Origin of the sequence: Dactylosporangium sp. NBC_01737, from assembly GCF_035963215.1 — a bacterium.
In the GTDB taxonomy this organism is placed as follows: domain Bacteria; phylum Actinomycetota; class Actinomycetes; order Mycobacteriales; family Micromonosporaceae; genus Dactylosporangium.
Genome location: NZ_CP109153.1, coordinates 7,992,933 through 8,015,653, shown reverse-complemented (window position 1 = coordinate 8,015,653; position 22,721 = coordinate 7,992,933). Strand labels below are relative to the sequence as shown.

Genomic DNA, 22,721 nt, shown 5'->3' with positions numbered 1-22,721 from the left:
CGACATCGAATAATATAGTGAAGACTATCTAACGCCACGCTGTTCCGGATGAAACCGTGCGGAAACATCCAGTTTCTTGACTAGGCCTCGCAACAATCGCCTGACCTGGGCAAGGAGGCGTCGCAGATGCCGGAACGGTACGTCGTGGTGCGCTGGCCGGAAGGGTTGCAGCAGAGGATCTATTCGCCTTCCACGGTGGTCGAAGAATACTTCGCCGCAGGCCAGGAATACGCGGTCGAGGAATTCTTGCAGCAGTGCCGGAAGGCGTTGCGAATCGCGAGTGACCGGGTACAGGCCGCTTACGGATTTCCCTGCGCCAACGCCGCACGCTCCCTCGCACAGGTGGAACAGCACGCCGCGCGGTATCCCGACGGCGACGTGACCGTGGAGGGGATCGAGGCATGAGCACGCATCACGCGGTCGTGGTCGTCGGGGGCGGCCAGGCCGGGTTGGCGATGAGCTGGCACCTGGGCCGGCGGGGCGTGGACCACGTCGTCTTCGAACGTGCCCGCGCCGGTCACGAGTGGCGCGACCGGCGGTGGGACTCCTTCTGCCTGGTCACCCCGAACTGGCAGGTCGACCTGCCCGGTTTCCCGTACACCGGTGACGACCCGGACGGGTTCATGTCCGGCGCCGAGGTCGTCGGCCACCTGGAGCGGTACGCGGCCTCCTTCGCGCCCCCGCTGCGCGAGGGTGTCACGGTCACCCGGCTGACCCGCACCCCTGCCGGGATCTTCAAGCTGGAGACCACCGCCGGCGCGTACACCGCCGACCAGGTCGTCGTCGCGACCGGCCCCTACCACGAGCCGGCGGTCCCACGGATCGCGGAACGGCTGCCCGCCGGCATCGTGCAGCTGCACTCCTCGCAGTACCAGCGCCCGGACCAGCTGCCCGACGGTGACGTGCTGGTCGTCGGCACCGGCCAGTCCGGCTGCCAGATCGCCGAGGACCTGCACCTGGCCGGCCGCCGCGTGCACCTCGCGGTCGGCAGCGCTCCACGCGCCGCGCGCCGCTACCGCGGCCGGGACACCCTCGCCTGGCTCGACGCGATGGGCCACTACAGCCGGGGCGTCGACGAGTTCGCCGACGCCGACGAGGTCAGGCTGCGCGCCAACCACTACATGACCGGCCGCGACGGCGGCCGCGACATCGATCTGCGGGCCTTCGCGCTGCAGGGCATGCAACTGTACGGCCGGCTGCGTGAGATCACCGCGACCACCATCGACTTCGCCGGTGACCTGGCCGCCAACCTGGACAACGCCGACGCGGTCGCCGAGGGCATCAAGGACGCCATCGACCGCTGGATCACCACCAACGGCATCGACGCCCCCGCCGAGGATCGCTACGTGCCGGTGTGGCACCCCCCGGCCGGCGAACGCGTCCTGGACGCCGCCCGGCTGGCCGCGGTGGTCTGGGCCACCGGCTTCCACCGCGACCACCGCTGGATCCGGGTACCGGTCTTCGACGGGCGCGGTTACCCCACCCACGAACGCGGCGCGACCAGCTGCCCCGGCCTCTACTTCCTCGGCCTGCCCTGGCAGTGGACCTGGGGATCGGGCCGGTTCGCCGGCATCGCCCGCGACGCGGCACACCTGGCCGACAAGATCACCGAGGTCCGCCGGTTGCGGGTCACCGAGGACGTGAGCTGGTTGGCCGGCACGGCAACCGAGACGTTCCCGGCCCTGGACTGGTTCACCCCGAGGATCGCGGCATGAACGACGCCCACCGCCACCTCGGCGTCCTGCCCGCCTACCCGTTCTACGGCGGCCCGCCGGTCAACCCGGACACCACCGCCCGCGCCACCATCGAGGAACTGATCGCCGACCTCGACGCCGAAGGGACCGAACGCGCCCTCGTCCTGCCCAACTACGGCGTCCCCGACCCCGCCGTAGCGTTCGGCTTCAACGACCTCGTGGTCGAGGCGGCCCAGCGCGACGACCGGATCCGGGCCGGGCTGTGGGTCTCGGCCAGGGCCGAGGACACCGAACGCACCGCGCAGGCGTTGCGGCTGGCCGGCGAGCCGGGGGTACGCGCGCTCAAGCTCAGCTTCCTGCTCGGCGGCGGCATCGAAGACCCCGGCCTGGACACCATCTTCGCCGCCGCCCGGGAACACGACCTCACCGTCCACGTGCACACCTCCCCAGGCGCCGCCTCCGACATCGACCGGATCGCCACCCTGGTCGATCGCTACGGCGACCACGTCCGCGTGCACCTCGTGCACTTCGGCGGCGGGATGAGCGGCCACATCAAGCTGATCGGCGGCCGGTTCTTCGACTGGATCAGCGCCGGCAAGCAGGTCTACACCGACTTGTCCTGGGCCATCGGGTTCGCCCCGCGCTGGCTCGCCACCGAGATCGACCGGCGCGGCATCGGCCACGACCGGGTCCTGTTCGCCAGCGACGAACCGTGGGGCGACCACGCCGGGGAGTACGCCCGGCTGCGTGCGGTCGCCGTCGGCTCCGAACTGTCCCATGCCGTTTTCCACGCCAGTTTCGACAAGCTCTACAGCTAGGAGACCCCCATGTCCGACCTGACCGAACTCGAGCAGAAGAGCCTCACCGAGATCCCGCACCCGTCGCTGCCCGAGGGCTCCAGCCTCTACGGCGCCACCAAGGTCTTCCCCGACTATCAGGCCGAGAACGGCGAGTCGTACTTCACCCTGGTACACGGCATCGCCCACGAGTCCTCGGTGAGTTTCGTGGCGATCCTGCAGGCCACCCGCGCCCTGCGTAAGGGCTTCGAGTCGGCGATCTACTTCTACGGGCCCGGCTCGCTCAACGCCCTGGCCACCCGCGGCTTCCCGACCACCGGCACCTCGGCGTTCCCCGGCGAGCACAACATCAACAACTCGCTGAAGACGTTCATCGCCGAAGGCGGCAAGGTGTTCTGCTGCCGCTTCGGCCTGTCGCTGCACGGTGCCCGCGAGGAGGACCTGATCGAGGGCGTCATCCCGACGCACCCGCTCGACGTGCAGGACGCGCTGATCCACTACGCGCGCAAGGGCGCCATCATCAACTCGACGTACATGTTCTGAGATGAGCATCGACGTCCACGCCGACCTGGCCGTGCGCGGCGTACGGGTGCCCATGCCCGTGCGCCGCCCGGCCGGGGCCGGCCCCAGCGATGACGGCCACGTGCTGATCGACGGTCGCAACGCCGCGCTGCCGGTGAATCCGGCGAGCCCGTACACGGTCCGGGAGGGCCGGGTCTGGCTGGGCGAGACCGACACCGGGCTGACGCTCGATGTCGTGCGCCGCCCGAAGTTCTACGACCTGGTGACCGCGGACGGTGTGCGCTATGAACAGATCGCGCGCCTGCACGGCAAGGACGTCCTGGCCACCACCGTCGTGCAGACCTGCATCCGCTACGCCGAGGACCAGCGCTGCCGGTTCTGCACCATCGAGGAGTCCCTGCGCGCCGGTGCCACCGTCGCCGCGAAGACCCCGGCCCAGCTCGCCGAGGTCGCCGAGGCCGCCGTCCGGCTGGACGGCATCACGCAGATGGTGATGACCACCGGCACCACCACCGGCACCGACCGGGGCGCCCGCAACCTGATGCGCAGCGTCCAGGCCGTGCTCGAAGCCGTGCCCGGCCTGCCGATCCAGGTACAGATCGAACCGCCCGGGGACCTGCAGGTCATCGACGACCTGTACACCGCCGGCGCCGCCACGATCGGCATCCATGTCGAGTCCCTCGATGACGAGGTCCGCCGCCGCTGGATGCCCGGCAAGGGTTCGGTGCCGATGGCCGAGTACGAGGATGCCTGGGATCGGGCGGTCGCTGTGTTCGGCCGTAACCGGGTCTCCACCTATCTGCTCATCGGGCTCGGCGAGGATCCGGACGAGCTGGTCGCCGGGGCGGCTGCGCTCATCGATCGGGGCGTGTATCCGTTCGTGGTGCCGTTCCGGCCGATGGCCGGCACGCTGGCCCGCCGAGACGGGATCACCGCACCGGCGCCGTCGCTGGTACGTGACGTCAGCGAGCGAGTGGCGCGGCTGCTGCGCGAGGCCGGGATGTCAGGCGCCGACCAGAAGGCCGGCTGCGCGGCCTGCGGGGCGTGCGGTGTGCTGCAGGCGGCCGGCGGATGAGCGACCTGGTGCCCGCCCTGCTCGGTTCCCGCCTGATCATCGAACGGGCCGACGATCCGAGCGCCTACCACGACCTGCGCACCCGGGTATTCGTCGACGAGCAGCGTCTGTTCACCCGCACCGACCGCGACGACCGCGACGACGACCCGCGCACCGTGGTCCTGCAGGCCCGCGGTGCGCACGGTGAGCTGCTCGGCGGGGTCCGGGTCGGGCCCGCCGGGCCGGGCGACGACATCGGCTGGTGGACCGGCGGCCGGCTGGCCGTGGACCCGGCCGTGCGCGGGGCCCGCGGCATCGGACCCGCACTGATCCGGGCGGCCTGCGCGTACGCGGAGAGCGCCGGGGCGCTGCGGTTCGACGCCACCGTTCAGGTCCAAAACGAGCGGATGTTCCGTGCGCTCGGCTGGCGCACGGTGCGGCCGGTGACCGTCGCTGGCCGGCGGCACGTCCTGATGCGCTGGCCGATCGACCGGATCGTCCGGCTCGTCACCGCGACCAAGCAGCCGCTCGGCGCCCTCGTCGGCGGGCTGGCCCCGGCCGGCTGGGTCGGCGACGACGGAGCGCCCGTGCCAGGGTCGGACCTGATCGCCGCCTGCGACGCGATCCTGCCCTCGATGGTGGAACGCGACCCGGACTGGGCCGGGTGGTGCGCGGTCCTGGTCAACATGAACGACCTGGCGGCGATGGGCGCCGCCCCGGTCGGCCTGCTCAACGCCGTCGGCGCCCGCGACGCCGCGTTCGCCGCCCGGATTCTGGGCGGACTGCGCCGCGCCGCCGACGCGTGGGGCGTGCCGGTGCTCGGCGGGCACACCCAGCTCGGTGTGCCCGCGGCGCTGTCGGCGACCGCGCTCGGGCGTACCGCTGCCCCGGTGCCGGGCGGCGGTGGCCGGCCCGGACAGGGCATCCGGCTCACCGCCGACCTGGCCGGCGGGTGGCGGCCCGGCTACCACGGCAGGCAGTGGGACTCCACCAGCCACCGCACCCCGGCGGAACTGCGCGCGCTGCACGGATACGTGGCCGCCGCCCGCCCGGCGGCCGCCAAGGACGTGTCCATGGCGGGGATCGTCGGCACGCTCGGCATGCTCGCCGAGGCCAGCGGGTGCGCCGCCGTGCTCGACGTGGCCCGGGTACCCCGGCCCGCCTCGGCGACCGTCGGCGACTGGCTCACCTGCTTCCCCGGGTTCGCCATGCTCACCGCCGACGCACGGGCCACCCCGCCGACACCCGCGGTCAACGCCGACTGCGGCGAACTGACAACCGGCAGCGGAGTCCAGCTGCGCTGGCCGGACGGAGAACTCACCGAAGCCGTGCCGGCCGGTGTCACAGAACTGGGAACAGCCGCATGAGCATGCTACGGATGGCCGCGGTCGCCGAGGCCTTCGACCGCGACCTCGAATGCGACTTCGAACGCATCGAAAAGATCATCGTCGGCGCCCGGGCGGACGGCGTCCAACTGCTCGCCCTGCCCGAGGCGTGCCTCGGCGGCTATCTCGCAGACCTCGACGGCGCCGCCGAGCAGCCTCCCGCGCTGCACGTCGACGGACCGGAGATCGCCCGGCTGATCGAGCTCGCCGGCGACATGATCGTCTGCGCCGGTTACTGCGAGGCCGACGGCGAGCGCCGCTACAACAGCGTCGTCTGCGTCGGCGACGGCCGCGTCCTCGGCAACCACCGCAAAGTCCACCAGCCGCTGCGCGAGGGTGCCAGTTATGCCTCCGGCGAATCGTTCACCGCCTTCGACACTCCGGTCGGCCGCATCGGCATGCTGATCTGCTACGACAAGGCCTTCCCCGAGTCTGCCCGCGCGCTCGCCCTCGACGGCGCGCAGATCATCGTCTGCGTCTCCGCCTGGCCGGGCAGCCGCACCAACGCCCCCGACGACCTCGCCGAGGACCGGTGGACCCGTCGCTTCGACCTGTTCGACCGGGCCCGCGCCCTGGAGAACCAGGTCGCCTGGCTGTCGGCCAACCAATCCGGCACGTTCGGTACGCTGCGGTTCGTGTGCAGCGCGAAAGTCGTCGACCCCGGCGGCGAGATCCTGGCCACCACCGGAGTCGCGCCCGGCATGGCGGTCGCCGACATGGACGTCGCTGCCGCCCTCGAAGCTGCGCGCCGCTCCATGGGTCACCTGCGTGACCGGCGCCCGGACACGTACGGATCGTGACCCTGACCCGCATCGCCGCCGCGGCCGCGCACTTCGGCCGCGACCTCGACCACAGCCTCGGCCGGATCGGCAAGATCATCTCTGATGCGCGCGCCGCCGGTGCCGCCCTGCTCGTGCTTCCCGACGCGGCGATCGGCGGCTACCTCGCCGACCTGCGCCACCCCGACCCGGAAGCGCTGCCTCCAGCGCTGAGGCCTGACGACCCGATCCTCGACCGGGTCGCCGCGCTCGCCGGCGACATGGTGGTCTGCGTCGGCTACTGCGAGGCCGACGGCGAAGACCGCTACAACGCGGCGGTCTGCCTGCACGGTGACGGCCGGCTCGGCCGGCACCGCAAAGTGCACCTGCCGGCCGCCGAGGCCACCGCCTATCGTCCCGGCAACGAGTTCGCCGCGTTCGACACCCCGGTCGGGCGCATCGGCATGCTCATCGACTACGACAAGACCTTCCCCGAATCGGCCCGCACCCTCGCGCTGAACGGCGCGCAGATCGTCGCCTGCCTGTCCGCCTGGCCCGCCAGCATCACCAACGCCGCGTCCAAGCTGTCCCAGGACCGGCAGTCACGGCTGTTCGACCTCTACGACTGCGCGCGCGCCGCCGAGAACCAGATCGTCGTCGTCTCCTCCAACCAGACCGGCGCGGTCGGCGGCATGCGCTTCCTCGGCCAGGCCAAAGTCGTCGGCCCCGCCGGCAACATCCTCGCCCGGACCTGGGGCAAGGCCGGCCTCGCCGTCGCCGAGCTCGACGTGACCGCCGAGATCGCCACCGCCCGCCGCGTGCTGTCCCACCTCGACGAACTGCGACCCGAGACGTACCGGTGAAGATCGCCCTGCTCACCTACTCGACCCGCCCCCGCGGTGGCGTCGTGCACACCCTCTCCCTCGCCGAGGCGCTCGCCGACCTGGGCCAGGACGTCACGGTCTGGACCCTGGGCCGAGGCGGCGGCTTCTTCCGAGCGGTCGACCCGCGCGTGCGGCTCGCCATCGTGCCGTTCCCCGACGTCCCGGACGAAGGTGTCGGCCCGCGGATTCTGCGCTCCATCGACGTGCTGCGCGCCGCCTTCACCCCCGGCGACTACGACATCGTCCACGCCCAGGACTGCATCAGCGCCAACGCCGTCGACCGGTGCGTGCGCACCATTCACCACCTCGACCAGTTCACCACCCCGGAACTGGCCGCCTGCCACGAAAAGGCCATCGTCCGGCCGTACGCGCACCTGTGCGTCTCCGCCGCCGTCGCCCGCGAAGTCCGCGACGGCTGGGCGATCCTGCCCACCGTCATCCCCAACGGCGTCGACGCCGACCGGTTCGCCACCGCCGTCCCCTCCACCGGACACGGCCGCTACATCCTCGCCGTCGGCGGCATCGAGCCCCGCAAAGGCTCCATCGACCTGCTCGACGCATACGCACAACTGCGCGCCGGCCTTCCCGGGCTCAACCTCGTGATCGCCGGCGGTGAGACCCTGTTCGACTATCGCGACTACCGCACCGCCTGGCAGGAACGCGCCACCGCCCTCGGCGTCACCCCGGACGTGCTCGGCCCGGTCGACCACGACGCCCTGCCCGGCCTCGTCGCCGGCTCCGCCGCGTTCGCCTTCCCCTCAACCAAGGAAGGATTCGGCCTCGCCGCCATGGAAGCCCTCGCCGCCGGCGTGCCCGTCGTCGTACGCGATCTGCCCGTGCTGCGGGAGGTCTTCGGCGACACGGTCACCTACGGCTCCGACCCGACCGGCCTCGCCGCGGCGCTCCGCGAGGCCATCGCAGAACCCTCGCCACAACGGACCGCGGCCGGTCGAGCCCTCGCCGCCGCGCACACCTGGCGAGCAGCCGCCGAACGCCACGTCGCCTTCTACCAAGGGCTGCGGCAGGGTCCGAGGTCACGCTAGCGGGAGGTGACGCCGCCGTTCGCGACGGTGAGCGGGAGCTCCATGCGCATGTTGGTCCCCGGCCCCGCGCCGTTCGCGGAGCTTGACCACCTCATCCTCCGGCTCGGCCAGCAACAGCCGACCCAACCCGCGAAACGCCTGGTAGACCGCGTCGAACTCCAGATCCCGCCGCCATCTCGTCATCGCGTCCCACCAGCCGCGATGGGGGCAGCAGCCGCAGCGGAGCATCGCGCTCGCCGACCCGCGGCGCAGCCGCTCCTGGGCGCGCGGCGGCATCCCGCAACCGCTCCAGGCCGTAGACCACGCCCTGCGCCGTCTGGTACCGGTTGTCCGGTTCCTTCTCCAGCAGATGCATGACGATCTCGGACAACAGCCCCGGCACGGCCCGGTTCACCTCCGCCGGCGGTACCGGCACACGGACCAAATGATCATGGGTGAGCCGCAACGGGTCCCCGGAACCGAACGGCGGCGCACCCGTCGCCAACTCATACAGCGTCGCGCCCAGCGCGTACAGATCGGCACGCTGATCCACCGACCGGCCGGTGCGCCCGGTCTGCTCCGGCGCCAGGTGCGCCAACGTCCCGACGATCTCGGTGTGGTGCGTGAACTCGGGACGCATCTCGGCGAACGATGTCGCCAAGGTGAAGGCCACCAGGCAGGGCGCGCCGTCCCGGGAGATCACGATGTTCGCCGGAGTGATGTCCCGGTGCGACGCCCACCACACCGCGCAGCCGCCCCAGGATTGTCAACTCGTGCTGGACCCGCCGCTGCGCGTCCGGTCCCAGCGGCTCCTTGCGGATGACCGCGCGCCCAGCAACGAACAGCCGAGTCACACGCGTGCGTTCGCTCTCGTGCAGTATTTCGCCCTGACGGGGTGGATCTCGGCCCGGCAGCACTCTGCCGTTCCCCATCCGACACCTCCACGCGTGGTCGGACCCACCTCATATCGTACTGAGAGGTCCTAACGAAGTCGGGTGACGTGTCGGTAGGTGATGACGCAGGTCGCGAGGGTGGGGAAGGCTTGGTGGATGTCGTCGCGGCGTTCCCCCAGCGGATGCGAAGTCGTTTCATACCTACGGGACCTGCTGCGCGGGGTCAGCACACCATGACGGGCTGCCGGCAGGCGGCAGCGATGCCCCCTCCGCTCCAGCAGACCGCCGCTCGGGTGACAGGTGCGCACGCACCTCGGCGGCGATCTCCTCGGCCGCCTGGTCGGCGGCTCTCGCCACGGCCGGCGTCAGGCCGGTGCCGAAGTCGGTGTCGGCCACCTCGATGCCGTATACGATCATCCGGTCGGGGAGCCGGTCGAGCTCGCGGGCCAACGCCACCGCTTCGCCCATGTCGATGGTGTGTGAACTGGTGGTCCCGGCCCGTTCGGGCGCTGGACATGACGCAACCAGTCGATGGATGCGGCCCGGGTGCGCCGGCTGTGCGTGTATCGCGTCGACGAGGACGGCGAGGGGTCGCCGTTCCCACAGCATGATGAGCGCGCAGGCCTCGCCGTCGCTTTCAGCCAGGGTTGTCTCCGGCAGACCGGCAGAGCGCAGCCGCTGGATGACAGCTGGACCGACGCCGTCGTCGCGCCGGTACGGGTTGCCGACGCCGATGACCACGACCGCCGGGTTCATGTGCGCTCGACGGTGACGTCGAGGAAGTGTGTGGCGCATGAGATGCACGGATCGTAGTTGCGGATCGCCTGCTCGCACTGAGCGGTGAGCCCTTCGTCGTCGAGGTCCAACCGGTCCTGCACAAACCGACGCAGGTCGTCCTCGATGCTCGGCTGGTTCTGCGAGGTAGGTGGCACGATCCGGGCGCTGCGGATGGTTCCGTCGCTGTCCAGCGTGTACCGGTGGAACAGTGCACCGCGTGGCGCCTCCGTGGCGCCGTACCCGTTGCCCGCCTGCGCCGGAACCTCCGCATATGACGGTTCCGGCGGCCGGTACGCCTCGATGAGCCGCAACGCCTCGTCGAGCGCGTAGACGAGTTCCACGGCGCGCACCACGATGCTGCGGAACGGATTGCCGCAGCGCTCCCCGAGACCGGCGGCGCTCGCCGCCTCACGAGCGAGCGGGGACAGCGCGGCGTGATTGAGCGCATACCGGGCGAGCGGACCGGTGAGATACATTCCGGCGTTCGCGAGTTGCGCGTGCAGGGCAGTCGAGTGTGGCACCTGTGCCTCGACAATGTGCCGTTCGAAGTCACGTACCGGAAACGACCGCCCGGTCGAGGTTCTCGGCTCGCCGCGGTCGATGGGGTATCGGTCCGCGTCGACCAGGGCGAGCAACTCGTGGTCGGTCGTGAAGTCCGGGAACGGGAAGCCGGCGACCCACTCGGCCGTGGCGAGCGCATGGTCGAGCGCCGGCCGCAGCGTGTCGCGGGCAAGGGTGCGCAGTTCGGCGGCGGACGGCGCGTGGTAGAAACCGCCGACGCGCACGTTGATCGGATGAATCGCGCGTCCGCCGACGAGCTCGAGAATGGCGTTGCCGGCCTTCTTCAGGGCGAGTCCGCGTTCGACGGCGCCGCGGTGGTCGCGGGCCATCTCCACGACGCCGGGGTAGCCGAGGAAGTCTGGTGCGTGCAGCAGATACACGTGCAGGGCGTGGCTTGCGACCCACTCGCCGCAGTAGAGCAGCCGGCGCAGTTCGGCGATCGGTTCGCTGACCTGTACACCGCACGCGTCCTCGATGGCCAGGCAAGCGCTCATCTGGTACGCCACCGGGCAGATGCCGCAGATGCGGGCGGTGATGTCGGGTGGCTCGACGTGGCCGCGGCCACGCAGGAACGCCTCGAAGAACCTCGGCGGTTCATAGATCTGCAGCCGCACGTCGGTCACCGTCGTTCCGTCGATCCGGATGTGCATGGCACCCTCACCCTCGACGCGGGCGAGGGCACCGACGCGCAGCGCCCGGTCGTTGCGATGGCTCATTCGGTTTCCCCCTGCCCGGCTTTCCCCTGCTCGGCGGCGGCCTCGAACTCCGGCTTGGCGGCGTGGTAGGTGCGGAACACCCGCGCCGTGTCCTGCGGGGACATGCCGAGGTGACGCAGCGAGGCGACCATCGCGGCGGTGTTCGGCTGCGCCATCGGACCGAAGCAGCCGTAGCAGCCGCGGCCGTACGCGGGACAGAGCGCGCCGCAGCCGGCGCGGGTGACCGGGCCGAGACACGGGATTCCCTGTGCCACGGTCACGCAGGTCGTGCCGCGCAGCTTGCATTCCTGGCAGACGCTGTGAACAGGTAGGCCGGGGCGGCGGCCGGCGAGCACGGCGGTCAGGACTCCGATGAGCTGGCGCCGGTCGATCGGGCAGCCGGGCAGTTCCAGATCCACCCGCACGTGCGCCGAGATGGGCGTCGAGTGCTCCAGGGTGGCCACGTACTCCGGTTTCGCGTAGACGACCGATTGGAACTCCTTGACGTCGGCGAAGTTCCGCAGCGCCTGGACACCTCCGGCGTTGGCGCATGCGCCGATGGTCACCAGCATCCCGGACTGTTCCCGGATGTGGTGGATGCGCTCGACGTCAGCCTGGGTGGTGACGGACCCCTCGACGAGTGAGACGTCGTAGGGTCCCTCCACGACCGTGCTGGAGGCCTCCAGGAAGTGCGCGATCTCGACGTGCTCGGCGAGCGGCAGCAGTTCGTCCTCGCAGTCCAGCAGGGTCAGTTGGCAGCCGTCGCAGGACGCGAACTTCCAGACCGCGAGCTTCGGCTTCGTCATCACAGCTCCTTCGTCAACAGCAGCGGCCCGGCGACGTCGTAGCCGACGACCGGGCCGTCCCGGCACAGCAGCAGGGGGCCGAGTTGGCAGTGCCCGCAGTGGCCGAGGCCGCAGTGCATGTTGCGCTCCAGGGAAAGCCACACCCGCCTGGGCGGTACGCCCCGGTCGGTGAGGCCGCGCGCGGCGAAGCGCATCATGATCTCGGGTCCGCACACGTAGGCGACCGTGTCGGCGGGGCGGTTGTGGAGGCGGTCGAACAACGCGGTCACCACGCCCACCTGACCGGTCCAGTCGACGGTGGCGCGGTCGACGATGACGAAAACGTCGATTCCGGCTGACCGCCAGGACTCGTACTCGTCGGGGTACAGCAGGTCCTCCGGCGTCCGTGCACCGATCAGCACCGATGCGGTGCGATAGCGGTCCCGGTCTTCGACGGCGTGGTGCACCACCGGCCGTAGCGGGGCCAGGCCGAGCCCGCCGGCGACGACCACCAGATCGGCACCAGCGGGCGCAGGCAGGTCCCAACCCGCGCCGAACGGCCCACGGACTCCAAGCAGGCACCCCGGCTCGGCGCGGGACAGCGCACCGCTTGTCGCTCCAACCGCCCGCACCGTGTGCAGCAGACCACCCACGCCGTGCCGCCCGGAGACAGAGATCGGTACTTCGCCCACCCCGAACGTGTACAGCATCGCGAACTGGCCGGGCCGGAACACCGGCAGGGGCTCGTCGACCGGCTCAAGAGCCAGCGTGACCGTGTCGGCGGTCTCAAGCGTCCGTTCGACCACGCGGTAGCGGGCCGGGGTCATCGTCGTCATGTCGGCACCGTGTACAGGTCGAGCAGGCGGATCCTGGTCGACTGCATGCGTTCCACGACGACGGCCATGAAACGCTTGGTCAGTTCGTAGCCGAAGGCGGGTTCGGCGTCGCACAAGGCGCGAGTACCGGCGCCGTCGATCGCGACGGTGAGCACCGGGTCGACGGTGATCGCGCCGAAGTGCCAGCGGTACGGCGGGAAGAGCCAGGACCACCCGAGCACCGTGCCTGGGCCGAGCGTCTCGACGATGACGTCGCCGCGCCCGGGCACCCGGATGTCGAGGTTGACGTAGCCGTCGCGGATCAGCCAGAACCGGTCGGCTCGGCCGTTCTCCTCGAAGATCCGCGCGCCCGCGTGGAACGGTGCGCGGCAGGCCCAATGCGACAGGCGCTCGAGGTGGCGCGGCGGCAGGCCGGCGAGGAACGGGTGCCCGACGAGGAGGTCGTACGTTGTGATCATCGCGGGTCCTCGGTGGTCGTGGGCGGGTGGGTGTTGAGCGCATGGAGTTCGGCGGTGACATCGATGCCGACCGGGCACCAGGCGATGCACCGGCCGCAGCCCACGCATCCGGATTCGCCGAACTGGTCGTGCCAGGTGCCGAACTTGTGTGTGAGCCATTGCCGGTAGCGGCCGGCCCGTGAGTTGCGCACCGGTCCGCCGTGCAGGTAGCTGAAGTCCAGGTCGAAGCAGGACTCCCAGGTCTCCCAGCGCTCGGCGTGGTCGCCGGTCAGGTCCGTGGTGTCCGTGACCGAGGTGCAGAAGCAGGTCGGACACACCATCGTGCAGTTGCCGCAGGTCAGACAGCGCTCCGCCACATCGTCCCACTGCCGGTCCTCGCGATGTCCGGCCAGCAACGTGCGCAGATCCACCTCCGGTAGCGTCCGGCCCATCCGCGTCGCCGCCGACGCCACCGCATCCGCCGCGGATGTGACGTCCGCGGCGGATGCCGGTGCCGTGGGCACCTGCGCGAGCACCGCCTCGCCCTCGGCTGTTCCGCTGCTGGCCAGGTACGTCCCGTCCGGGCGTTCCGTCAACCCGATGTCGTAGCCGGTCTCGGCGCCGGGACCGCCGCCTGCCGACACGCAGAAGCAGGCGCCGCCCGGCTCGGTGCAGTTGACCGCCACGATCAGGATCTCGGCTCGGCGTGCGGCGTAGCGACCGCCGTCGCCGAGCACATGGTCGAGGACGCCGATCGCGCGGAGGTCGCACGACCGCACGCCGAACAGCGCCAACCGCCGCGGTTCCGCCGCCTGGTCGGTTACCCGGAAGCCTTCCTCGGACCGGTCGGCCGACCACAGCAGGTCGCGGGGCGGATGCAGCACCTGCTTCCACGACTGCGGCCCGGACGTGTGTGTGAACGCGAGCCGGTCGTCGCCCCGCCGGAGCCGGTAGGTTCCTGCCTCGACCTCGGTCTGCCAGCCGTACGGCAACTGCGACGCGCTGCCGAGTTCGGTCAGCACGATCGCGTGCTCCCGTACCGCCGGACCGATGATGGTCCGGCCGTCCGCATGGAGCGCAGTGAAGAGGTCGTCGAGTCCGGACAGCAGGACCGGACCGTCGACAGGTCCGTCCCGGCCGGCGTCCGTGGTCGGCGACCCGTGTTCCGTGACCATCGTGTCCCTCCTTGGATCCGTCGACGCCGACCACGATCGGTGTGATGTTGCCGGCACGGCGCTCCGCTCAGCAGATGCGGGGCAGTTGCTCGCCGACGAGCATGTCGACGACTCGCTTGCCGCCCATGAGCGTGTTCATGATCACCCGCCCGGGATGCTCGCTCACCACCTCACCCAGTCGAACCGCGCGGCGCCCTTCGGGCGTCGACCGCATCGTGGCCAGCAGCGCCTCCGCGGATTCGGGTGCGACCATCGCCACCAGACAGCCTTCGTTGGCGACGTGCAACGGGTCCAGGCCCAGCAGCTCGCAGGCGGCGGCGACGGGTGCTGGTACAGGTACTGCCGTCTCGTCGATCTCGATGCCGACTCCGGAGGCCGTGGCGATCTCGTTCAGCGCCGACGCCACCCCACCACGTGTGGGGTCCCGCATCGTGTGGATTCCGTAGCTCGCGTCGGCCACCATCTTCGCGACGAGCCAGTGCAACGGGCGGGTGTCGGAGGCGATCTCGGCCTCGAACCCGAGGGCCTCGCGCGTGCTCAGGATGGTCGTACCGTGCGCGCCGATCGGACCGGACAGCAGCACGACGTCTCCGGGACGGGCGAACGCGGCCGAGACCCGGACGCCGGGCAGGCGGCGGCCGATTCCGGTTGTGGTCACGAACAGACCGTCGGCCGCACCGCGCCCGACCACCTTCGTGTCGCCGGTGACGATCCGCACCTCGGCGGCCGCGGCGGCCGCGCCGATCGAGGCGGTGACCCGCCGTAGATCCGTGACCGGGAAACCCTCCTCGATGATGTACGCGACGGCCATCGCCAACGGTTCCGCGCCCATCATCGCCAGGTCGTTGACGGTGCCGTGCACCGCGAGCACGCCGATGTCGCCGCCGGGGAAGAACAGCGGGCTGACCACGAACGCGTCGGTGCTGATCACCAGGTCGACACCGGCGACGTCCACCACGGCGGCGTCCTCCGGCACGGTCTCGGTGGCGGCGGCACCGAGCGCCGGGACCACGACCTCGCGCAGCAGTTCCGTGGAGAGCTGGCCCCCGCTGCCGTGCCCGAGCAGCACCTTCTCGGCCTCCGTGAGCGGAGTCGGGCAGGTGCCGCGAACAGGGTCAGCGGCGCTCATCGTGACCCCGTGGCGGTCGCCGGGGAGTGTGGCCGCAGTGCGCTCGGCTGTGGGCGTCGTCCCGCGTTGTAGAAGGCGGCGCAGGTGCCTTCGGTGGAGACCATGGGCGCGCCGAGTGGGGTACGCGGGGTGCACAGCGTCCCGTATGCGGTGCAGTCGGTCGGCACGCGCGTCCCTCTGAGGATGTCCCCGGCGATGCAGGCTGGGTGTTCCCGTGCGGTCAGGTCCGCCACGGCGAAGCGCGGCTCGGCGTCGTAGCGGGAGAACTCCTCGGTGAGCATCAGCCCGCTGCCGGGGATGGTGCCGATGCCGCGCCAGGCGCGGTCACCGATGCGGAACACCCGCCGGATGGCGTCCTGCGCCTCGGTGTTGCCGGAGCGGCGCACCGCACGGGCGTACTGGTTCTCCACTGCCGCGCGGCCTTCCTCGAGCTGCCGGACGGCCATCAGGATGCCCTCGAGGAGGTCCAGCGGCTCGAAACCGGTCACCACGATCGGGACGTGGTAGCGCTCGGCGATCGGCTCGTACTGCGTCCAGCCCATGACGGCACAGACGTGGCCGGCGGCGAGGAACGCCTGGACTTCGCAGTCCGGCGCGTCGAGGATCGCCGTCATCGCGGGCGGCACCAGCACGTGGCTGACCAGCATGCTGAAGTTGGGCAGGCCGAGCTGGTGGGCGCGCAGCACCGCCATGGCGTTGGCCGGCGCGGTGGTCTCGAAACCCACGGCGAAGAAGACCACCTCGCGGCCGGGGCTGTCCGCGGCGATGCGGACCGCGTCGAGCGGGGAGTAGACCACACGCACGTCCGCGCCCCGGGCACGCAGCGCCAACAGATCGGTGGCAGTGCCCGGCACGCGGAGCATGTCGCCGTAGGAGGTGAAGATGACGTCGTCGCGCTGGGCGATGGCGAGCGCCTTGTCGATGAGCTCCAGCGGCGTCACACAGACGGGACAGCCGGGCCCGTGGATCATCCGCACCCCGGCGGGTAGGAGCTCATCGATGCCCTGCCGCACGATGGTGTGGGTCTGGCCGCCGCACACCTCCATGAGTGTCCAGGGCTTCGAGGTCACCGCCTCGATCTGGGCGAACAGGCGCCGCGCGAGCGCCGGGTCGCGGTATTCGTCGACGTACTTCACGGCGCTGTCCTCTCCGCGGGCCCCGACCCGAGCACACTCTCGGGGGAAAGCTCCTGCTCCAACGCATCACCCATCGCCCGCAGGACATCCAGGGTGCGCCACGCCTCCACCTCGTCCACGAGGCTGATGGCGAAACCGACATGCACGATCACGTAGTCGCCCACGCACGCCTCGGGAACGTAGGCGAGACAGACCTCACGTACGACGCCGCTGAAGTCGACCGTTCCCATGAGTATTCCGGCGGCGTCACTGGTGACCACGATCCGGCCGGGCACTCCGAGACACATCCGGCTCACCCCCTCCGCAGTCGTGCGGCGGCGACCGCCGCCTGGCCGTAGCTGATCCCGCCGTCGTTGACCGGTACCCGCTCGTTGACCAACGGCTCCAGCCCAGCACCGGACAGGCCACCGACGAGGGCTTCCACGAGGAGCTGGTTCTGCATGACCCCACCGGAGAGGCAGACGGTTCGAACGCCGTGCCGCGCCGCAACGTCCGAACACAGGGCCACGGTGACCGCGGTGATCGTCGCGTGAAAGCGGGCGGCGAGGATCCCGGCGTCGACACCTTCGCGGCGCTCTTCGAGCAGGGCCCGCAACGTGGGCCCAGGATCGTATACCAGCATGCCACCGCGGGTGACCACACGCCACGGGATCTCGCGCCCGCCCGGACAGGTGGCGGCGACCGCTTCAAGCGCGACCGCCGCCTCACCCTCGTAGGTCGCGTCGTCGCAGAGGCCGAGCAGCGCGGCGGCAGCGTCGAACAGACGACCCGCGCTCGACGCGACGGGACAGTTGACGCCGCGCTCGACCATCCGCCGCACGGTGGACACCTCCCGTGGCGGCAACCGCCGCAGGAACGGCTCGGCCAGCCGCAGGGCAGTCTCGCGCGAGCCCTCGTCGACCAGCTCACCGCCGAACAGGTAGCCCAGCGCCATACGAGCCGGTCGGCGTACAGCGGCGGCGCCACCCGGCAGCGGAGCCCGAGCGAACCGCGCCACCCGCCGGTAGGAGACAAGGTCTGCGAGGAGCAGCTCGCCGCCCCACAGCGTGCCGTCGTCGCCCAGACCCAGTCCGTCGTATGCGACGCCGATGTACCGCCCGGTGACACCGTGCTCGGCGGCGCACGACGCGACGTGCGCGTGGTGATGTTGCACCCCGACCCGGCGGTCCATCGGCAGGCTCGCGGCGTACTGCGTGGACAGGTACCCGGGGTGCAGGTCGTGGGCGACGACGCGGGGCTCGACGCCCACGACACGGGACAGCCGCGCGAGGTTCATCGTGAACGCCTCCATCGCGGCGTGCTGTTCCAGGTCGCCGGTGTGAGGTCCGACGATCGCGGTTCCGTCACGGGCCAACGTGAACGTGTGCTTGAGCTGCCCGCCAACGGCGAGCAGCGGCTCGGACACGGGCACCGGTAGATCGATGGGCTCGGGCGAGTAGCCGCGGGCACGCCGCACGACCGACGACCGCCCGGCGACGACGCGGGTGACCGAGTCGTCGTACCGGGAGCGGATCTCGCGGTCGTGGCTGAGGAACCCGTCGGCCAGCCCCGCCAGCCGCTCGCGAGCATCGGCGTCGTCGATCGCGATCGGCTCGTCCGACACGTTGCCGCTGGTGACCACCAATGGGCGGGCGAGGTCGGCGAGCAGCAGGTGATGCATCGGCGTGTTGGGCAGGAACAACCCCAGCCGAGGCACGCGCGGCGCCACGGAATCCGCCAGCGGGTGCTCCGGTCGTCGGGCGAGCAGGACCACCGGCCGGGCGACCGAGGTCAGCAGCGCTGCCTCCGCCTCGCAGACATGCGCCAACCGGCGTGCCGCGGCCAGGCTGCCCACCATGACGGCGAATGGTTTCGCCGGGCGGTGCTTACGGGCCCGCAAGCGCGCAACAACCGTCTCGTCGGTCGCGTCGCAGACAAGTTGGTAGCCGCCCAGCCCCTTGAGCGCGACAACACCGCCACGACACACGAGCGCCTCGGCCGCGCCGAGCGCGTCTTCGCCGTATCGGTCGGCCGCGGGGCCGCGGCCCGGGGCGTGCCACGCCAGCCGGGGACCGCACACCGGGCAGGCGATCGGTTCGGCGTGGAAGCGGCGATTGGTCGGGTCGGTGTACTCCCCCGCGCAGTCCGCGCACATGTCGAAGCGCCGCATCGTCGTGCACACCCGGTCATACGGGAGGGCATCGATGATCGTCGCGCGCGGGCCGCAGTCGGTGCAGTTGAGGAAGGCGTAGCGGTACCGCCGGTCGCTCGGGTTGAACAGTTCCGCCAGGCACGCGTCGCACGTGGCGAGGTCCGGCGGGATCCGGCGGACCTCCGCCCCGGTCCCCGCCGGGCGCCGTCCTGCCGAAAGATCCACCCGGAAGCCGGTACCGGGCGCCGGCACGCGGCCGTCCAGTTCGCTGACCCGCACGTCAGACACCCAAGCTCGGGCCGGAGCGTCGGTGCGCAGCCGTACCGTGAGCGCGGTCATCGCCTCGGCCGAGCCGGCCGCCTCGACCACCACGAGACCGCCGTCGTTGCGGACCCATCCATCGAGGCCCAGGCTGCTGCCGAGCCGATAGGCGAACGGCCGGAAACCGACGCCCTGCACCGTCCCGTGGATCTCGATGCGGCGCGCCACCCGCGCTTCGATCGCCTGCATACCCTCAGCACCCGCCGCGTCACGGCCGATCACCGGTCCTGAGCCGGACCGTGGTTCAAGTTTCGTCCAGAAACGCGCCAAGTGCGGGGGCATTTCGCGGCGCTCACCCTGCCCTCTTGGTCCTCGCCGCGAAGGGGTTGTCAACGGCAGCACGGCGCTGCGCCGCAAACTCACCCTGCTCACCGCCGAGCGCGAGCGCCTCCGGCAGCGCCACGCCGCAACCACCCGCGACTGGGCCGCCACGGACGGGACGGCGCTCGGCTGGCGGGAGCGTGCCACGATGCTCGACGGCCTGGAGACGATCGAGGCGGCAGCCGGGGTACCGCCGGCGGAACTCACGGTGCCGTGGACCACCGTGATGAGCGTCCGGTACCCCGAAGCGCCCTCGCCGCCCGCACGCTGCAACTGGCAGAGCTGGAGGCGGCCGACGCGCCGGCGTACCGCTCACGCATGGGGCCGCCACTCCCCGCCCGCACCTGCTGACTTCCGGCGGCGACCTCGCGGACGCGCCTCAGGTTTCGATGGTCGCCGGCGGCATGAGGCTGAACGCGTTCTCCTCTTCCTGGGCGTTGTGCAGCTGCATGATGGCGTACAGGCCGTACAGGCCGGCACGCAGATCGGTGACGTCCTCGGGCTCGGCCTGATCACCGACATCCTGCGCGGCGCGGCGCAGCCGGCGGATCTGGTGCTCGATCTCGGCATGGGTGCGGCTGAGCGCCCCGGTCGGGTCGGGACCACCGAGAGCACGCGCGACGATCGGCAGCAGTTGGGCCTCCTCGGCCCACTCGTGCGGGAGCAGGTCGGCTTCGAGACGGTCCAGCAGCCCGCGCAGGGGCCCGAGGTCGGGTTCGGTGACCGAGAGGCCGTCGGCGACGGCGCGGATCTGTTCGACGAGTGGCCGGATGGCGGTGTGCTGCTCATACAGCTGCTGGACCGCGGCGAGGTCGGCGGCCGGCAGGGTGACGGTGTGGGTGCGCCCCGGCAGCAGGACGGTCAACGCAAAGCCGATGGCGGCAACGTCGATCACCTCCTGCAATATGGCGCCCGCGGTCGGCGCCAGCAGCCCGGCCGCGGCCGGGACCATCGCCGCCAGCGACAAGGCCATACCGACCGCAGCGGCGCGGCGGGCGATACGGCGGCTGCGGCGGGCGATGAGGATCGCGTCGGCGAGGCCGTCAACGCGATCGGCGGTGAGCACGACATCGGCGGCCTCGGCGGAGGCGGTGACGCCACGCGCCGCCAGGGCCACGCCCACACCGGCGGCGGCCAGCGCTGGGGCGTCGTTGACCCCGTCACCGACCATGATCGTCGGTGCCTCGTCCTGCTCGGTGCGGACGATGGCGAGCTTGTCGGCCGGGTCGCGGTCGGCGTACACGGCGTCGACCCTGACGATGCGCCCAACGGTCTCGGCAATGTCGGCCCGATCACCAGTGACCAGCACCGTACGGTCGATGCCGGCGTCGCGCAGGGTGCGCATCATGCGCGGCGCGTCGGGCCGGAGCGGGTCCGTGAGCAGCAGCACACCGGCGGGCCGGCCGTCCACCGCCGCGAAAACGGTCAGCGACCCGTCCAGCGCGGCGCGGCGGCGCGCACGGCGTACCCAGCCCGGTGCGGGGCCGTCGATGATCCAGGACGCTTTGCCGAGTCGTACCAGATGACCGTCCACCTTTCCTTCGACGCCGTAGCCGTGCCGTTCGTGGACACCGGACGCCGGTGAGAGCGCCAGCCGGCGGTCACGGGCGGCGGTGACGATGGAGGCCGCGAGCACGTGCGCCGACACCTGGTCGAGCGACGCGCACAGCCGCAGCACCTCGCCGGCCGGCACGTCGCGGGCGGTGACGATGCCGGTCAGCACGGGTCGACCGCGCGTCAGGGTGCCGGTCTTGTCGAACAGCAGGACGCGTCCGGCGGCCAACCGTTCGAGGGCGGCGCCGCCCTTGATGATCACGCCGTGCCGGGCCGCCCGGGACAGGCCCGACATGATGGCGATCGGGGCGGCCAGCAGCAGCGGGCAGGGGGTCGCCACGACGAGCACGGCCACGGCGCGAACCGCCTGACCCGAGATCGCCCAGGCCAGTCCTGCCGCCAGCAGCGTGAGCGGGACGAAGACGAGGGCGAACCGGTCGGCGACGCGGACGAACGGTGCGCTGCTCGCCCGGGCCTGCTCGACGAGGCGGACAACGCCCGCGTATGTGGATTCGGCGGCGGTCTGGGTGGCCAGCATCCGCGTCACCGAGCCGGCGTTGACGACACCGCTACGGACGTCTTCGCCGCCGCGGCGCTCGACAGGCACCGCCTCGCCCGACAGCGTCGATTCGTCGAAGACGCCGCCGTCGAGCAGCCTCCCGTCGACCGGCACGAGTTCACCGGCGCCGACCAGCAGCCGGTCACCGACCGCTACCCGATCCACGGGGATCTCGTCCACGCCGTCCGGCCCCTCGCGGCGCGCGGTCCGCGGCGCGCCGGCTGCCAAGCGGCTGAGTTCCCGGCGGGCCCGAGCCGACGCGCGGGCCTCCAGCACACCGCCCGTGAACAGCATCACCGCGATTACCGCGCCCGCGAGCGGCTCGCCGACCAGCAGGGCACCGGCCAGCGCCAGCCACGCGATGACGTCCACCGACGGCTGGCGGCGGCGCAGTGCCACAGCGATGGTGACCGTCGAATACGCCAGCCCGAGCAGCGTCGTCCCGGCCCACACCGCCGACGCCCACTCCTGCGCGCCCGCGACGGCGGCCGCCACCCCGGCGAGGAGCAGCAGGGTCACCACAGCGAACAGGATGACCTCCCGGGCTTCCCACAGCCCCGCAAGACGCGACTCATGCCGACCGCGCGGGTCGGCCGCAACGCTGTCCGGCACCGATCCCACCTCCCTCCGGTCAACAATCTCCGTTCCGCGCGACAGCGCCCAGTGCCGAAGGTCCTTGTCCGGGACCCACAGGCAAGAGGGCGGGTTTCCACGGTTCCGGTGCGGGAAGCCTGCGAGATGAGTGGGAGAGCGAAGCTGGTAGCGCGGAAGCTGAAAGGCATAGCGCTGAGACGGAACTGGTCCAGGAGGTTTCCACGGACTCGACCATGAAGCGTTCGTCTCCGGCTGCACCGTGCTGCAGCTGCGCCTGCCGGACCCGCAGGCCCGCCAACTGGCGCACGAGCTCGGGCTGGACTACGTCGAGGACACGTGCATGGGCATGGAACGAACGCTGAGCCAGATGGTGCACGGCGAATACACACCGCGCTGCATCGTCTACCGCGGCATCGTTCCTGAGGCGGAACGGCCGGCGGCACTCGTCGCACAACGTTCGAACATTGCTTACGACCGGCGCGACGGCGCCGCGGGCCGGTCGGCCGTGGCAAATCCGGCCAGAGTCCGAACGTCTGCTCCGCGCTCGGCGAATCGGGCAGATGCTGCGGCGGACGATCGGCAGGCAGGGCGTCGTCGTCCAGCGACGGCCAGCCATTGACCACCGAGCCGCCTGCTGGCCGCGGACGATCGGAGACAGTTCCGGCGCCCGGCAGCGGTCCGGACGCTGAAGCGGCACCGGA

Annotated in this window: 22 protein-coding genes; 10 read left to right on the top strand and 12 right to left on the bottom strand. The window is 71.3% G+C overall.

What is annotated here, in order from left to right; all coding sequences use genetic code 11:
• Positions 1 to 126: 126 nt before the first annotated feature.
• Genes OHA72_RS36530 through OHA72_RS36490 form a run of 9 tightly spaced genes read left to right on the top strand, consistent with a single transcriptional unit; the run spans position 127 to position 8,137 of the window.
• Complete coding sequence (locus tag OHA72_RS36530) at positions 127 to 405, top strand: MSMEG_0570 family nitrogen starvation response protein (protein ID WP_327000615.1); 279 nt, start codon at positions 127 to 129, stop codon at positions 403 to 405.
• Positions 402 to 1,715 carry an MSMEG_0569 family flavin-dependent oxidoreductase gene (locus OHA72_RS36525; protein WP_327000614.1) on the top strand — a complete coding sequence of 438 codons (1,314 nt, stop codon included), beginning with the start codon at positions 402 to 404 and terminating at the stop codon, positions 1,713 to 1,715. Before OHA72_RS36530 ends, OHA72_RS36525 begins: the two co-directional genes overlap by 4 nt.
• Positions 1,712 to 2,512 (top strand): amidohydrolase family protein, encoded by an 801-nt coding sequence (locus OHA72_RS36520; protein ID WP_327000613.1) that lies wholly within the window; start codon positions 1,712 to 1,714, stop codon positions 2,510 to 2,512. Before OHA72_RS36525 ends, OHA72_RS36520 begins: the two co-directional genes overlap by 4 nt.
• A 9-nt stretch (positions 2,513 to 2,521) precedes the next feature.
• A complete protein-coding gene (locus OHA72_RS36515; protein ID WP_327000612.1) occupies positions 2,522 to 3,034 on the top strand; it encodes an MSMEG_0572/Sll0783 family nitrogen starvation response protein in 513 nt (170 codons plus the stop codon).
• Position 3,035: 1 nt separating this feature from the next.
• Entirely contained in the window at positions 3,036 to 4,088 is a 1,053-nt protein-coding gene (locus OHA72_RS36510; protein ID WP_327000611.1) for an MSMEG_0568 family radical SAM protein, read from the top strand.
• The gene (locus OHA72_RS36505) at positions 4,085 to 5,434 is read left to right on the top strand and encodes an MSMEG_0567/sll0787 family protein (protein WP_327000610.1); all 1,350 of its coding nucleotides are present in this window, start codon (positions 4,085 to 4,087) and stop codon (positions 5,432 to 5,434) included. Before OHA72_RS36510 ends, OHA72_RS36505 begins: the two co-directional genes overlap by 4 nt.
• Positions 5,431 to 6,252 (top strand): carbon-nitrogen hydrolase family protein, encoded by an 822-nt coding sequence (locus OHA72_RS36500; protein WP_327000609.1) that lies wholly within the window; start codon positions 5,431 to 5,433, stop codon positions 6,250 to 6,252. Before OHA72_RS36505 ends, OHA72_RS36500 begins: the two co-directional genes overlap by 4 nt.
• Positions 6,249 to 7,073: a carbon-nitrogen hydrolase family protein gene (locus OHA72_RS36495; RefSeq protein ID WP_327000608.1), complete on the top strand. Its 825-nt coding sequence runs from the start codon at positions 6,249 to 6,251 to the stop codon at positions 7,071 to 7,073. Before OHA72_RS36500 ends, OHA72_RS36495 begins: the two co-directional genes overlap by 4 nt.
• Entirely contained in the window at positions 7,070 to 8,137 is a 1,068-nt protein-coding gene (locus tag OHA72_RS36490) for an MSMEG_0565 family glycosyltransferase (RefSeq protein WP_327000607.1), read from the top strand. Before OHA72_RS36495 ends, OHA72_RS36490 begins: the two co-directional genes overlap by 4 nt.
• Before the next feature lie 91 nt (positions 8,138 to 8,228).
• On the opposite strand, the gene OHA72_RS36485 is transcribed toward OHA72_RS36490, so the two are convergent.
• The 12 genes from OHA72_RS36485 to OHA72_RS36430 form a co-directional block, all read right to left on the bottom strand.
• Positions 8,229 to 8,819 carry a protein kinase domain-containing protein gene (locus OHA72_RS36485; RefSeq protein ID WP_327000606.1) on the bottom strand — a complete coding sequence of 197 codons (591 nt, stop codon included), beginning with the start codon at positions 8,817 to 8,819 and terminating at the stop codon, positions 8,229 to 8,231.
• A 391-nt stretch (positions 8,820 to 9,210) separates the two neighbouring features.
• Complete coding sequence (locus OHA72_RS36480) at positions 9,211 to 9,765, bottom strand: hydrogenase maturation protease (RefSeq protein WP_327000605.1); 555 nt, start codon at positions 9,763 to 9,765, stop codon at positions 9,211 to 9,213.
• Entirely contained in the window at positions 9,762 to 11,063 is a 1,302-nt protein-coding gene (locus OHA72_RS36475) for a Ni/Fe hydrogenase subunit alpha (protein ID WP_327000604.1), read from the bottom strand. Before OHA72_RS36475 ends, OHA72_RS36480 begins: the two co-directional genes overlap by 4 nt.
• On the bottom strand, positions 11,060 to 11,848 hold the full coding sequence (locus OHA72_RS36470) for an NADH-quinone oxidoreductase subunit B family protein (protein WP_327000603.1): 789 nt from the start codon (positions 11,846 to 11,848) through the stop codon (positions 11,060 to 11,062). The genes OHA72_RS36475 and OHA72_RS36470 overlap by 4 nt, the downstream gene beginning before the upstream one ends.
• Positions 11,848 to 12,663 (bottom strand): FAD/NAD(P)-binding protein, encoded by an 816-nt coding sequence (locus OHA72_RS36465; protein WP_327000602.1) that lies wholly within the window; start codon positions 12,661 to 12,663, stop codon positions 11,848 to 11,850. The genes OHA72_RS36470 and OHA72_RS36465 overlap by 1 nt, the downstream gene beginning before the upstream one ends.
• On the bottom strand, positions 12,660 to 13,121 hold the full coding sequence (locus tag OHA72_RS36460; RefSeq protein WP_327000601.1) for a cyclic nucleotide-binding domain-containing protein: 462 nt from the start codon (positions 13,119 to 13,121) through the stop codon (positions 12,660 to 12,662). The genes OHA72_RS36465 and OHA72_RS36460 overlap by 4 nt, the downstream gene beginning before the upstream one ends.
• Positions 13,118 to 14,275, bottom strand: a complete 1,158-nt coding sequence (locus OHA72_RS36455) for a 4Fe-4S dicluster domain-containing protein (RefSeq protein WP_327000600.1) — start codon at positions 14,273 to 14,275, stop codon at positions 13,118 to 13,120. The genes OHA72_RS36460 and OHA72_RS36455 overlap by 4 nt, the downstream gene beginning before the upstream one ends.
• 67 nt (positions 14,276 to 14,342) lie before the next feature.
• A complete protein-coding gene (gene hypE, locus OHA72_RS36450) occupies positions 14,343 to 15,404 on the bottom strand; it encodes a hydrogenase expression/formation protein HypE (RefSeq protein WP_327000599.1) in 1,062 nt (353 codons plus the stop codon).
• Entirely contained in the window at positions 15,401 to 16,540 is a 1,140-nt protein-coding gene (hypD, locus tag OHA72_RS36445; RefSeq protein WP_327000598.1) for a hydrogenase formation protein HypD, read from the bottom strand. Before hypD ends, hypE begins: the two co-directional genes overlap by 4 nt.
• Positions 16,537 to 16,770, bottom strand: coding sequence for a HypC/HybG/HupF family hydrogenase formation chaperone (locus OHA72_RS36440; RefSeq protein WP_327000597.1), 234 nt, complete (start codon positions 16,768 to 16,770; stop codon positions 16,537 to 16,539). The genes hypD and OHA72_RS36440 overlap by 4 nt, the downstream gene beginning before the upstream one ends.
• A 62-nt stretch (positions 16,771 to 16,832) precedes the next feature.
• Entirely contained in the window at positions 16,833 to 19,181 is a 2,349-nt protein-coding gene (gene hypF / locus OHA72_RS36435) for a carbamoyltransferase HypF (protein ID WP_327000596.1), read from the bottom strand.
• Between the two features lie 511 nt (positions 19,182 to 19,692).
• Positions 19,693 to 22,278, bottom strand: a complete 2,586-nt coding sequence (locus OHA72_RS36430) for a heavy metal translocating P-type ATPase (protein WP_327000595.1) — start codon at positions 22,276 to 22,278, stop codon at positions 19,693 to 19,695.
• 1 nt (position 22,279) lies between these two features.
• Between OHA72_RS36430 and OHA72_RS36425 the strand changes: the two genes are divergently transcribed.
• Positions 22,280 to 22,639 (top strand): hypothetical protein, encoded by a 360-nt coding sequence (locus tag OHA72_RS36425; RefSeq protein ID WP_327000594.1) that lies wholly within the window; start codon positions 22,280 to 22,282, stop codon positions 22,637 to 22,639.
• Positions 22,640 to 22,721: the final 82 nt, after the last annotated feature.

Coding starts and splice junctions, on each gene's coding strand:
- OHA72_RS36530 (WP_327000615.1), top strand. CDS start 127: ATGCCGGAACGGTACGTCGTGGTGCGCTGGCCGGAAGGGTTGCAGCAG.
- OHA72_RS36525 (WP_327000614.1), top strand. CDS start 402: ATGAGCACGCATCACGCGGTCGTGGTCGTCGGGGGCGGCCAGGCCGGG.
- OHA72_RS36520 (WP_327000613.1), top strand. CDS start 1,712: ATGAACGACGCCCACCGCCACCTCGGCGTCCTGCCCGCCTACCCGTTC.
- OHA72_RS36515 (WP_327000612.1), top strand. CDS start 2,522: ATGTCCGACCTGACCGAACTCGAGCAGAAGAGCCTCACCGAGATCCCG.
- OHA72_RS36510 (WP_327000611.1), top strand. CDS start 3,036: ATGAGCATCGACGTCCACGCCGACCTGGCCGTGCGCGGCGTACGGGTG.
- OHA72_RS36505 (WP_327000610.1), top strand. CDS start 4,085: ATGAGCGACCTGGTGCCCGCCCTGCTCGGTTCCCGCCTGATCATCGAA.
- OHA72_RS36500 (WP_327000609.1), top strand. CDS start 5,431: ATGAGCATGCTACGGATGGCCGCGGTCGCCGAGGCCTTCGACCGCGAC.
- OHA72_RS36480 (WP_327000605.1), bottom strand. CDS start 9,765: ATGAACCCGGCGGTCGTGGTCATCGGCGTCGGCAACCCGTACCGGCGC.
- OHA72_RS36475 (WP_327000604.1), bottom strand. CDS start 11,063: ATGAGCCATCGCAACGACCGGGCGCTGCGCGTCGGTGCCCTCGCCCGC.
- OHA72_RS36470 (WP_327000603.1), bottom strand. CDS start 11,848: ATGACGAAGCCGAAGCTCGCGGTCTGGAAGTTCGCGTCCTGCGACGGC.
- OHA72_RS36465 (WP_327000602.1), bottom strand. CDS start 12,663: ATGACGACGATGACCCCGGCCCGCTACCGCGTGGTCGAACGGACGCTT.
- OHA72_RS36460 (WP_327000601.1), bottom strand. CDS start 13,121: ATGATCACAACGTACGACCTCCTCGTCGGGCACCCGTTCCTCGCCGGC.
- OHA72_RS36455 (WP_327000600.1), bottom strand. CDS start 14,275: ATGGTCACGGAACACGGGTCGCCGACCACGGACGCCGGCCGGGACGGA.
- hypE (WP_327000599.1), bottom strand. CDS start 15,404: ATGAGCGCCGCTGACCCTGTTCGCGGCACCTGCCCGACTCCGCTCACG.
- OHA72_RS36440 (WP_327000597.1), bottom strand. CDS start 16,770: ATGGGAACGGTCGACTTCAGCGGCGTCGTACGTGAGGTCTGTCTCGCC.
- hypF (WP_327000596.1), bottom strand. CDS start 19,181: ATGCAGGCGATCGAAGCGCGGGTGGCGCGCCGCATCGAGATCCACGGG.